The following is an 11,991-nucleotide window of genomic DNA, read 5'->3' on the forward strand; positions in this document are numbered from 1 at the left end:
AATTTATAAGAAATAACGTTGTATGTCGTTCCAAGTTACTAGAACCATGATAATTAAGACAAATATAGCACCAGCTGCTATTATCATTGTTTCAGCTTTCTTATTCACTGGTCTTCTAAAGATGGCTTCATAAAGTACGAATAAGATTCGACCACCATCTAGTGCTGGGATTGGTAACAAGTTCATTATACCTAAGTTAACACTTAACAGTGCAGTGTAATACGTTAATGCAATAACACCCTGTTTCACAACAGAATCGACATTATGATAAATACCCACTGGACCATTTAACATGTCAAATGAAAATTGACCAGTAAATATACTTGCAATCATTGTACCTACTGCTTTAAATATTAACGTACTCGCACTTACAAACTGATCAAACCCTAAAGCTATTGGTTTAATTAATGTATGTTCTTTTTCCGGCTGGAAACCTAAAATGTATGTCGTTTCAGAATTTAATTTCGTTTGTTTAATTACTTGTTTCTTAGGTGTTATATCAACTGACTTGATTTGATTATCTCTTTCAAATTTTATCGTTGTTTTGTTATCTTTAATTTTATTCGCAGCAGATTGTATATCATCAAAATCCTTTGTTTTATACGGACCTACTTGAACAATTTTATCCCCAGCTTTTAATCCTGCTTGTTGTGCAGGGTAGTTATCAGCTAATTGCGCTACTGAAGTAGTAGGTGTACCTTGGAAATAAGCTAATGCAATAAATAAAACCAAAGCCAATATAAAGTTAAACAAAGGTCCTGCAAATAATGTTAAAAATTTTGGTAATGGTTTCTTGTGTGCAAATTGGCGATGGCGTGGTGCAATTTGGATTAAGCTTCCATTTTCAACGAAATAGGCCGTCTCAGCAATGTTAAAGTGATGGCGCTCATTGTCATATGATGTAATACCTTCTATATATAAATCATCTTTAAAGTCACATTTTTTGACTTCGATTGCTTCTATTTTTTGGAATTTATGTTGATCATCTAAAATAATATGCGTAATTTCATCTTTATCATTAAGCTTAACTTTAACATTCATTCCTGGTTCAACTGGCGGTTCTTCTAAACCATCCCCAGCCATTCTTACATATCCACCGACTGGTAATAGACGGATTGTGTATAACGTTTCATTCTTTCGGAAACTAAAGATTTTGGGTCCCATACCTATCGCAAATTCAGGACACATTATTCCAGCACGCTTAGCAAAGAACATGTGACCATATTCATGTACTGTAACCAGTACACCAAACACGATTATAAATGAGACAATAGTGATTAAATAACTCACGTGTTACACCTCAATTAAATTAATTTTCTACTTTATTCATAAGAATGATGTAGATTATCTATGATTTAGTTAAATTATTCAAGAATTTTACTTTTAATAAAAGGAGTTAAGAATTACATCATCTACTATATCTAGTCAAATGTGCACTCAATAACTCCTCAATTATAGCACTATACATTTTTCATATATAAATAAAACATTAAAATCATACTACATTTGTATTAATAAAATGTTGAGTAATGGTAAAACAAACATAAAGCTATCAAAACGGTCTAATATGCCGCCATGACCTGGTAAAATTCGTCCAGAATCTTTAACACCAAAATGACGTTTAAATCCTGATTCAACTAAATCACCTAGTTGACCAAAAATACTTAAGATGATTGTTACTAATAATAGTAACCAAATGTTTAAATTAAAATCAACAAACCATAACATAACAATTGGTACTATTAAACTACAAATTAAGCCACCAATAAAGCCTTCGATTGTTTTATTTGGACTGATAACTGGCCACAATTTATGTTTCCCCATTAAACGACCGAAAATATAAGCCCCTGTATCAGTTAACCATACCACTAAAAATGCATAAAGTATGTAATGTAAACCATCTGAACGTGTTGCATAGAAATACATAAATCCAATGCCTACGTATGCAACTGACATCAGACAAAATGCTGCGTCCATAAAACTAAATCTATTCTTAGACAATACAGTATAACTTAATAAAATAAAACTCATTGCGATTAAACTTTTTAACTGAATATCACTAACCCAGTCACCTGCTGATTGAGGCAACATAATAATGATTAATGCTAACGCACTAAAAATGCCAGGGACTGAAAGTAATTTAATCATATTCATATTTAAGAGTTCTTTTAAAGCAATTAAAGCGAGTAAGTACGCAAACAACATGAGTGTTGTTCCACCCATTAATAAAATTGGGAGAAATATTATCAAAGCAATAATTGCGGTTAAAGTTCTAACTTTCATACGCTACTCCTTACTTAACCCTCCAAAGCGTCTTTGGCGAGATTGATATATTTTTAAACATTTTTTAAATTCTTCACCGTCAAAGTCTGGCCATAATTTCTCATTGAATATAAATTCACTATAAGAAGACTGCCAAATAAGGAAATTACTAATACGTTGTTCGCCAGAAGTACGAATTAATAATTCAGGATCTGGGTATGAATGTGTCATTAAATGCTTGGTTATCATTGATTCGTCAATATCTTTACTGCCTTGACCGTTATGTTGAAGTTCATCATAAATTGATTTCATACTTTGTACAATTTCAGCACGTCCACCGTAATTAATAGCAAATATCAATTTTAAACCTGTATTATTTTTAGTTTTTTCTTTTGCGTGTTCAATCGCTTCTATCGTCGATTTAGGAACGGCTTCCAGAAATCCAATTGTTTCAATTTGAACATTTTTTTCAATGAGTTCTGGTAAGAATGTTTCCAAAAAATTTACAGGCAAATTCATGATATAATTTACTTCATTTTCAGGTCTAGACCAGTTTTCAGTTGAAAAAGCGTATAAGGTTAAGTATTTAATGCCCAAATCACTTGCTTCTCGCGTTACCGTTTTAATCGTTTGCATACCTTCATAGTGGCCTTTTATTCTAGGCATTTTACGCTTTTTGGCCCAACGTCCATTGCCATCCATGATAATCGCTACATGTTCAGGTAAATTATGTAAATCTAAATCATCGTTCTGACTGATTTTAGTCTTATTTCTTTTTATTAGCTTTTTAAACATGGTCTTTCCTCCGAGCCTGATCATCTCTATTATATTATATTAGTTATTTAAGAAATCATCTATCATTTTATCATACTCGATAATGGCATTGAATAAGCAAATGAAAAAACTGTACCAAAGTCTGAATTGGCACAGTTTAGACTAAAATAATTTATAGTAATGTATAAAGTACACTTTGAATACAACTTACACATTATTAAATGAATTAATTTATTGTCGAACTCATTAAACAGACATAATGTCTTTTTCTTTGTTTTCTACTAATTGATCAATTTCCTTAATAGAATTATCAGTCGCTTTTTGTACATCTTCTGTTTGACTTCTTAAGTCGTCTTCAGTAATGTCTCCATTTTTTTCATCTTTTTTCAATTGGTCGTTAATATCGCGACGAATGTTTCGAATTGAAACTTTCGCATCTTCACCAATTTTCTTAACATTTTTCACTAACTCTTTACGACGTTCTTCAGTTAAAGCAGGAACTGTGATACGAATAACTTCGCCATCACTTGTAGGATTTACACCTAAGTTCGCAGCGTTAATTGCTTTTTCGATATCAGCCACTGAAGTTTTATCATATGGAGAAATAACTAATAAACGTGCTTCTGGCACATTGATACTAGCTAATTGTTGAACTGGAGTTGGAGCTCCATAATAATCAACTGTTACGCCACTTAATAAATTTGAATTTGCTCTTCCAGCACTGATATTTGCTAATTCACGTGATAAATTATCAATAGATTTACTCATTCTAGCTTTAGTGTCTTGAATAATGTCACTCATACTAATTACACCTCTAATTATTTAGTTATTAATGTACCTATTTTCTCGCCCATAACTGCACGTTTAATATTTCCTTCTTCCATAATTGAGAATACATTTAATGGAATATTATTATCCATGCAGAATGATGAAGCTGTTGAATCCATCACTTGTAATCCTTCTTGTAACATTTGGATATGTGTTAAGTGATCATACTTAACCGCATTTTTATCTACTTTAGGGTCTGCTGAATATACACCATCAACATTATTTTTACCCATTAAAATAACATCGGCTTCGACTTCTGCTGCACGTAACGCTGCAGTTGTATCTGTAGAGAAGTAAGGATTACCAATACCTGCTGCGAAAATTACAACACGTTTCTTCTCTAAATGTCTAATAGCTCGTCGACGAATATAAGGTTCAGCTACTTGTTTCATTTCAATAGAAGTTAACACGCGAGTGTCACATTCTAATTGTTCTAAACTGTCTTGAAGTGCAAGAGCGTTCATAACTGTAGCAAGCATACCCATGTAATCTGCTGTACCACGGTCCATACCTAAGTCACTACCAGTTTTTCCTCTCCAAATATTACCGCCACCAACGATAACTGCGATTTCACAATCCATCTTAGCAACTTCAGCTACTTGCTGTGCTACACTTTTAATAATGATTGGATTAATACCAAAACCTTTGTCTCCTGCGAGTGCCTCACCACTAAGTTTTAATACTACACGTTTATATTTAGAAGTTTGCGCCATTGTTTTTTCCTCTCTATTGTAAAAATATGTAATATATACAAGTAAAGAAGACACTGACGCGCCTTCTAACATAAAGTATGACTTTATAATAGAAAACCTCAAAGGTGTCTTCTTTCTTGTAAATCCTGTCGACAGATTATTTCATTTGACCTTTAACTTCATCTGCGAAGTTTTCTTCACGTTTTTCCATACCTTCGCCTACTTCATAGCGAACGAAGTCAACAAGTTTACCACCTTTAGATTTTAAGAAAGCTTCAACTGTTTGATCTGGATCTTTAACAAAGTTTTGATCAACTGCACAAATTTCTTGAAGATATTTACGCAAACGACCTTCAACCATTTTTTCAACGATTTTTTCTGGTTTACCTTCATTTAATGCTTGTTGTTTTAATACTTCTTTTTCGTGGTTAATTTCTTCTTCTTTAACTTGTTCAGAAGAAACATATTTTGGATTGATAGCTGCGATGTGCATTGCTACATCTTTAGCAGCTTCTTCATCAGTAGAACCTTCAACTACAGTTAACACACCAATGCGTCCACCCATGTGTAAGTATGCACCAAATGCATCGTTATCAGATTTAGTTCTGATTTCGAAACGACGGATGCTTAATTTTTCACCGATTGTTGAGATTGCTTCTTTCATTCTTTCATCAACTGTTTTACCACTTGATAATTTAGTTTCTAATAAAGCATCTACTGTTTCAGCTTTGCTATCAAGAATTTGATTAGCAATTTCTTTAACTAATTCTTGGAAGCCTTCATTACGAGCTACGAAGTCAGTTTCAGAGTTGATTTCAACGATAGCAGCTTCGTTTCCTTTAACTTCAACATGTACTAAACCTTCAGCTGCAATACGGTCTGCTTTTTTAGCTGCTTTAGCGATACCTTTTTCACGTAAGTAATCAATCGCTTTATCGATGTCACCATCAGTTTCTGTTAGCGCTTTTTTACAATCCATCATACCAGCGCCAGTTCTTTCACGTAATTCTTTAACAAGTTTTGCTGAAATTGCCATTAATTATTCCTCCAATATTTCTAATTGTAATAATAGATGATACCTAAATATTACCATTAAAGTCACTATAATTTCCAATACTCTAGTTAACTTTAATTATTATTTTTTATTATTTGAAAAAAGGGCGATAAGCATTACATCTTATCACCCATTTAAACTATATCTTAGTTTGATTCAACAGTAGTATTTTCTTCAGTTGATTCTGCTTCTTGAGATTCTTCTTTTTCATCTAAATTGATGTTTTGCTCTGCAGCTACTTCATCGTTAGAAACACCTTGTTGACCTTCTAAGACAGCGTCAGCCATTTTACCAGTTAATAATTTAACGGCACGAATAGCGTCGTCGTTCGCTGGGATAACATAATCAATTTCATCTGGATCACAGTTAGTGTCAACAATACCAACGATTGGAATATTTAATTTACGTGCTTCAGCAATCGCGTTGCGCTCTTTACGAGGGTCAACTACGAATAATGCTTGAGGCATTGATTTCATATCACGAATACCGCCTAAGAATTTAATTAAACGGTCGTATTCTTTTTTAAGTTCAACAACTTCTTTTTTAGGTAAAACGTCGAATAAACCGTCTTCTTCCATTTTCTCGATTTCAGAAATACGTTTAATACGTTTAGAAATTGTTTTATAGTTAGTTAAAATTCCGCCTAACCATCTTTGGTTAACGTAGAATTGACCAGCACGTTCTGCTTCAGCTTTAACTGATTCTTGTGCTTGTTTTTTAGTACCAACGAATAAGACTCTACCGCCATCTTCTGATACTTGTTTGATGAAGTTATAAGCTTCTTCAACTTTTTTCACTGTTTTTTGTAAGTCAATGATATAGATACCATTTCTTTCAGTGAAGATATATTTTTTCATTTTTGGGTTCCAACGGCGTGTTTGGTGACCGAAGTGAACACCGGCTTCTAGTAATTGTTTCATTGAAATTACTGCCATTTTAAATTCCTCCTAGTGGTTATTTACCTCCATAATAAACTCATATAAAGACAATGATTGAATTGCACCCTCTACATGTGCGTTTATTATGTGTGTATTGGCTTTATAGCCGACAATAATAATATCATACTTTTAATTGCCGTGCAACGTTAATTTATTGAATACGTCAATACGTAACACTTTCGATATTTCGAGCAATTAAAAAACTGCTGCAGATACATGTTTTAGCCTCGCAGCAGTTAAACTTCAATTTATTAGAATAATTATGCTAATACTAATTATTTATTACGTTCTAATTCTTCAAGGAATTTTTCTTTTTTAACTTTAATAAAGGTACCTTTCATCCCTAAGGATCGTGATTCGATTACACCAGCACTTTCAAGTTTACGTAATGCGTTAACGATAACTGAACGTGTGATACCTACTCTATCTGCTACTTTAGAAGCAATAAGTAAGCCTTCATTACCACCTAATTCTTCAAAGATATGCTCAATAGCTTCTTTTTCTGAATAAGATAATGAATTAATTGCCATTGTAATAGCTGCTTTATCACGCGCTTCTTTTTCAACTTCATTATGCTTCTCACGTAAAATTTCCATTCCAATTACTGTAGCAGCATATTCACCTAATACTAAATCATTTTCGTTAAAGTCATCTTTAACACGACCAAGTACTAATGTACCTAATCTTTCTCCCCCACCAAGAATAGGGAATACAGTCGTACGACTATCGTTAAATAATTCTTTGTCTTCTGGAGGGAATACTGTTAATTCATTATTAATATCAATATTTGATTCAGTTTGTCTAACATCCATTAATAGTTCAGTATACTCACTAGGAATATGTTTACTTTCTAACATGTCATTGATTCTTTGACTCTTTAAAAGTTCATTTAAACTTGAACCTAAAATTTTGCCTCTACGTGAAACAATAAATACGTTCGTTACAGTAACGCTACTAATTGTTTGAGCCACGTCTTTAAAGTCAACGGCAATACCCTTATGTTTTTGTAATAGTGTATTTAATTCTCTAGTTTTAGATAATAAGCTCATAAAATTTCTCCTTTATTTATATTATAAAATAAATGCACTTAAATCTTTATTTGTTGAAATAGATTTCAACTTATCATCAACATATTGTGGTGTTATATCTACTACAGCATTTGGCATGCTAGGTGCCTCAAATGATAAATCTTCAAGCATTTTTTCTAGGATTGTGTGTAAACGACGCGCACCAATGTTATCAGTGTCTTGGTTTACTTGATAAGCCATTTCAGCTAATCTTGTAATCGCTTCCTCGGTAAAGTTCACAGTGACCTCTTCAGTTTGGAGTAGTGCCTCATATTGCTTAATTAGTGATAGTTTAGGTTCTGTTAATATTCTGTAGAAATCATCCACAGTTAAGCTTTCTAATTCTACTCTAATCGGGAAACGACCTTGCAATTCAGGTATTAAATCGCTAGGTTTAGATACGTGGAATGCCCCCGCACCAATAAATAGCATATGTTCAGTATTTACAGTACCATACTTAGTTTGAATCATGCTACCTTCTAAGATTGGCAAGATATCTCGTTGAACACCTTGTCTTGAAACATCTTGACCACTATTAGCATTATTCGTTGCTACTTTGTCAATTTCATCAATGAAGATAATACCCATTTGTTCTGCCAACTCTAATGCCTCTTGATTCGCCGTCTCTTGGTCTATTAACTCATCCGCGAAATCATCAGCTAAAATCTTACGTGCTGTTTTAACAGGCACTTCACGTTCAACCTTACGTTTAGGCATGAGTTGATTCATCATATCTTGCATTTGCTGATTTTGATTAGTACCTAGCATTCCAAGTGCACCTGGATCTTGTTCAACTTTAATTCTAACTTTCTCTTCTTCAAGTTTACCATCTAATAATTGTTTTTTGATTTCTGAACGCTTCGTTTTAATTTCTTCAGTTGGTGTTTCTTCTTCGTCATCATCATTATTACCAAAGTTTGGAATTGCGCCACCAAATAATGACTCTAATGGATTGTTGTTATTTGATGCTTTTTTCTTCATACTTGGCACTAATAATTTAACTAATTTTTCATTTGCTTTATTAAGCGCTTCATCTTTGACCAAGTCTTTTTTTTGATCTTTAACTAGTCTTACTGCCACATCGACTAAATCACGAACCATACTCTCAACATCTCGTCCAACGTAACCTACTTCAGTAAACTTAGTGGCCTCCACTTTGATAAATGGGGCGCCAACAACTTTAGCCATACGTCTAGCTATTTCCGTTTTACCAACCCCAGTTGGACCAATCATTAAAATATTCTTAGGTGCGATTTCTTGTTTAGTTTCTTCGTCAAGCAAACTTCTTCTATAACGATTTCTTAACGCAATGGCAACTTTACGTTTAGCATCATCTTGCCCAACTATATATTCATTTAATTTAGATACGATATCTTTAGGTGTTAATTTTATACCATTTGCATCCATATCTTTTACCTCCAACCTAATATACGTCCATTTATATTCATTTCCATTTGTTTAACGTTAAAGTGTTTCCACTATAATATTATCATTAGTGAACACACAAATGTCAGATGCAACTTTCAAACTTTCATAAGCCATTTCTTTTGCTGACAAATGACTAGCATGGCGTTTCAATGCTCTTCCAGCACTTAATGCGTAGTTTCCACCTGAACCAATTGCAATTAAATCATCATCTGGTGCAATCACTTCTCCAGTTCCGCTCACCACTAATATTGCATCTTTGTCCATTACAATTAGCATTGCTTCCAATTGACGCAGTTGTTTATCCCCACGCCATTCTTGTGCTAGCTCAACAGCTGCACGTTCTAAGTTACCACTGAATTGTTGTAACTTTGTTTCGAATTTCTCGAACAATGTGAAAGCATCTGCAACACTTCCAGCAAATCCAGCAAGTACTTTCCCTTCGTATAATCTACGAACCTTACGTGCTGTTTGTTTCATAATGACTTGCTCACCAAGTGTCACTTGTCCATCACCAGCCATTGCCGCTTCACCATTGTGTCTAACAGCATAAATCGTTGTTGCATGTAATGATGTTTTACTCATTTATTTACTCTCCTTTTTCGCTCGAGGATGTGCATTTAAATATACTTTACGTAATTGTTGATTAGATACATGTGTATATCGTCCAGTGGTTGAAAGATTTACATGTCCTAATAAAGATTGTACCGTTCTCAAATCCGCTCCTTGATTAAGTAAGTGTGTTGCAAACGTATGTCTAAGTTTATGGGGATGAATTTCTGTCACTCCTGCTGTACGTTTTACAACATCATTTAATACATACCTAACGCCCCTTTCAGTTATAGGTGCGCCATTCATATTAACTAATAAATATGAATGTTTGGCATGTTGTATCGGTTTGAATTCACTTAAATATTGTTCAATACTTTGGCGACAAAATTCTCCAAACGGAACAAATCGCTCTTTGTTTCCCTTTCCTAGTACCTTGACACCAGGTAAAGACATATCAATATCTTTAAGTTGTATATTTACTAGTTCTGAAACACGTATACCAGTTGCATATAATAATTCTAAAATAACTCGATCTCGTAATCCCTTTTTAGAATCTTGAGCTACAGTTTTAAATAAAGCCTCCATCTCTTCTTCATAAAAAAACTGTGGTAAATAGTTTTCCTTCTTAGGATGAACCAGTTGAACAAAAGGATTGATGATTGTCTCATCTTGTGTCATCCAAAACTCATAGAAAGTTCTTAACGTTGAAATCTTCCTTGATACAGTAGTACGTTTCAAATTTTGCGAATATAAATAACTTAAATAATTTCGAGCATCTTTATATTCAAATTTTTTTAGGCTTAACAACTCTTGATCTAAAAAACGATTAAATTGTACTAAATCATCATGATATGATTTTAAAGTATGGTCGGAGAAATTCCTTTCAACTTTGAGCATATTTAAGAATGTAACTTGGATTTCTTCCACTTAAAAATCCCCTCCATCATATGCATTGTAGCATATAACATGAAAGGGACTAAAACAATTAGCTATAGAATTCAAAATCTTTTGAGAATTCTTTAAAACTTTGAATTGACACATTTTCTATCAATTATAAAGTTTATATTATTTTTAAAGTGTTTTCTTATAATTTTCTAAATATTCGAGTGCTCTATTTGCTTGTGCCTCGTAACGTTCTTTTTTATCTTTGATACGTTTTTCAAGTGATGGGAGTAAACCAAAATTAGCATTCATAGGTTGGAAATTCTTTTCATTTTTGGCATGTGAGATGTAATATGCCATACTGCCTATCATTGTCTCTCTTGGGAATATTACTTCACCTTTATCTAATATTTTATGAGCTAGATTGATGCCAGCAACAAGGCCACTTGCTGCACTCTCAACATAGCCTTCAACACCTGTCATTTGACCTGCAAATTGAATTCGATTTTCTTTAATCAATTCATACTTTTCATTTAACACATCAGGAGAGTTAATAAAAGTATTTCGATGCATGACACCATATCGAACGATATCTACATTTTCTAAACCAGGGATAAGGCGAATGACTTCTTTTTGAGCACCCCATTTTAAGTGTGTTTGGAAACCAACAATATTATATAGCGTGCCTGCAGCATCATCTTGTCTTAATTGAACAACAGCAAATGGACGTTTGCCTGTTTTTGGATCTTCAAGTCCCACTGGTTTCATGGGTCCAAATAATAATGTTTTACGTCCGCGTTCAGCCATTACTTCAAAAGGCATACATCCTTCAAAGTATTTTTCTTTTTCGAATTCATTTGTTGGTGCAACCTCAGCTTCAAGTACTGCATCATAAAAGCGATTGAATTCTTCTTCTGTCATTGGACAATTAAGATAAGCTGCTTCACCTTTATCATAACGTGATTTCAAATACACTTTATCCATATCTATGGATTCTTTTTCTATTATTGGAGCAGCAGCATCATAAAAATAAAGTTGATCTTTACCAGTAATGTCTACGATTTCTTTAGCTAAATTTTCAGTAGTTAATGGGCCCGTAGCAATAATCGTATACCCTTCAGGAATACTATTTATTTCTTCATTAATTACTGTAACGTTTGGATGATTTCTTAAAGTTTCAGTAATGTAACCAGAAAAATCATGTCGATCAACTGCTAATGCACCACCGGCAGGCACTCTCGCTTTATCAGCAGCAGAAATAATTAACGAGTCTAATCGTCTCATTTCTTCTTTTAGTACACCTACACCATTTGTTAAAGCATTACCACGAAGTGAGTTAGAACATACTAGTTCTGCAAATTTATCAGTATGATGCGCTGGTGTTTGTTTAACAGGACGCATTTCAATCAAATTAACCTTGATTCCTCGTTGAGCTAATTGGTAAGCAGCTTCTGAACCAGCTAAGCCTGCGCCAACAATATTTACAGTTTGACTCATGGTTTTCCTCCTTTTAATTT

General features: G+C 33.5%; 12 protein-coding genes. All 12 read right to left on the minus strand.

From position 1 onward, the window contains the following. Window positions 1-3: 3 nt before the first annotated feature. The 12 genes from rseP to trmFO all read right to left on the minus strand — a co-directional run bounded on the left by rseP (window position 4) and on the right by trmFO (window position 11,971). Window positions 4-1,290 carry an RIP metalloprotease RseP gene (gene rseP, locus KA828_RS09655; RefSeq protein ID WP_075108557.1) on the minus strand — a complete coding sequence of 429 codons (1,287 nt, stop codon included), beginning with the start codon at window positions 1,288-1,290 and terminating at the stop codon, window positions 4-6. A gap of 210 nt (window positions 1,291-1,500) precedes the next feature. Continuing rightward, window positions 1,501-2,283, minus strand: coding sequence for a phosphatidate cytidylyltransferase (locus KA828_RS09660; protein WP_053029303.1), 783 nt, complete (start codon window positions 2,281-2,283; stop codon window positions 1,501-1,503). A gap of 3 nt (window positions 2,284-2,286) precedes the next feature. Continuing rightward, window positions 2,287-3,057, minus strand: a complete 771-nt coding sequence (locus KA828_RS09665; protein ID WP_210126139.1) for an isoprenyl transferase — start codon at window positions 3,055-3,057, stop codon at window positions 2,287-2,289. Between the two features lie 225 nt (window positions 3,058-3,282). Beyond that, complete coding sequence (gene frr, locus KA828_RS09670; protein WP_210126140.1) at window positions 3,283-3,837, minus strand: ribosome recycling factor; 555 nt, start codon at window positions 3,835-3,837, stop codon at window positions 3,283-3,285. A gap of 17 nt (window positions 3,838-3,854) precedes the next feature. Next, a complete protein-coding gene (pyrH, locus tag KA828_RS09675) occupies window positions 3,855-4,577 on the minus strand; it encodes a UMP kinase (RefSeq protein ID WP_053029298.1) in 723 nt (240 codons plus the stop codon). Window positions 4,578-4,713: 136 nt separating this feature from the next. Further along, window positions 4,714-5,592: a translation elongation factor Ts gene (gene tsf / locus KA828_RS09680; RefSeq protein WP_053029296.1), complete on the minus strand. Its 879-nt coding sequence runs from the start codon at window positions 5,590-5,592 to the stop codon at window positions 4,714-4,716. Window positions 5,593-5,756: 164 nt separating this feature from the next. After that, the gene (gene rpsB / locus KA828_RS09685) at window positions 5,757-6,545 is read right to left on the minus strand and encodes a 30S ribosomal protein S2 (RefSeq protein WP_011275944.1); all 789 of its coding nucleotides are present in this window, start codon (window positions 6,543-6,545) and stop codon (window positions 5,757-5,759) included. 278 nt (window positions 6,546-6,823) lie between these two features. After that, a complete protein-coding gene (gene codY, locus KA828_RS09690) occupies window positions 6,824-7,597 on the minus strand; it encodes a GTP-sensing pleiotropic transcriptional regulator CodY (RefSeq protein WP_075108553.1) in 774 nt (257 codons plus the stop codon). A 21-nt stretch (window positions 7,598-7,618) separates the two neighbouring features. Then, entirely contained in the window at window positions 7,619-9,022 is a 1,404-nt protein-coding gene (gene hslU, locus KA828_RS09695; RefSeq protein WP_075108552.1) for an ATP-dependent protease ATPase subunit HslU, read from the minus strand. Window positions 9,023-9,079: 57 nt separating this feature from the next. Beyond that, complete coding sequence (gene hslV / locus KA828_RS09700; RefSeq protein WP_053029290.1) at window positions 9,080-9,625, minus strand: ATP-dependent protease subunit HslV; 546 nt, start codon at window positions 9,623-9,625, stop codon at window positions 9,080-9,082. Next, window positions 9,626-10,489 carry a tyrosine recombinase XerC gene (gene xerC / locus KA828_RS09705; RefSeq protein ID WP_228480623.1) on the minus strand — a complete coding sequence of 288 codons (864 nt, stop codon included), beginning with the start codon at window positions 10,487-10,489 and terminating at the stop codon, window positions 9,626-9,628. A gap of 174 nt (window positions 10,490-10,663) precedes the next feature. Further along, entirely contained in the window at window positions 10,664-11,971 is a 1,308-nt protein-coding gene (gene trmFO, locus KA828_RS09710; protein ID WP_075108550.1) for an FADH(2)-oxidizing methylenetetrahydrofolate--tRNA-(uracil(54)-C(5))-methyltransferase TrmFO, read from the minus strand. Window positions 11,972-11,991: the final 20 nt, after the last annotated feature.

Source organism: Staphylococcus sp. GDY8P85P, from assembly GCF_017892405.1.
Classification (GTDB): Bacteria; Bacillota; Bacilli; order Staphylococcales; family Staphylococcaceae; genus Staphylococcus; species Staphylococcus borealis.

Bases quoted from the DNA above. Each gene is read 5' to 3' on its own strand.
- codY (WP_075108553.1), bottom strand. From the start codon at position 7,597: ATGAGCTTATTATCTAAAACTAGAGAATTAAATACACTATTACAAAAA.
- pyrH (WP_053029298.1), bottom strand. From the start codon at position 4,577: ATGGCGCAAACTTCTAAATATAAACGTGTAGTATTAAAACTTAGTGGT.
- trmFO (WP_075108550.1), bottom strand. From the start codon at position 11,971: ATGAGTCAAACTGTAAATATTGTTGGCGCAGGCTTAGCTGGTTCAGAA.
- tsf (WP_053029296.1), bottom strand. From the start codon at position 5,592: ATGGCAATTTCAGCAAAACTTGTTAAAGAATTACGTGAAAGAACTGGC.
- KA828_RS09660 (WP_053029303.1), bottom strand. From the start codon at position 2,283: ATGAAAGTTAGAACTTTAACCGCAATTATTGCTTTGATAATATTTCTC.
- frr (WP_210126140.1), bottom strand. From the start codon at position 3,837: ATGAGTGACATTATTCAAGACACTAAAGCTAGAATGAGTAAATCTATT.
- xerC (WP_228480623.1), bottom strand. From the start codon at position 10,489: ATGCTCAAAGTTGAAAGGAATTTCTCCGACCATACTTTAAAATCATAT.
- rpsB (WP_011275944.1), bottom strand. From the start codon at position 6,545: ATGGCAGTAATTTCAATGAAACAATTACTAGAAGCCGGTGTTCACTTC.
- hslU (WP_075108552.1), bottom strand. From the start codon at position 9,022: ATGGATGCAAATGGTATAAAATTAACACCTAAAGATATCGTATCTAAA.
- hslV (WP_053029290.1), bottom strand. From the start codon at position 9,625: ATGAGTAAAACATCATTACATGCAACAACGATTTATGCTGTTAGACAC.
- KA828_RS09665 (WP_210126139.1), bottom strand. From the start codon at position 3,057: ATGTTTAAAAAGCTAATAAAAAGAAATAAGACTAAAATCAGTCAGAAC.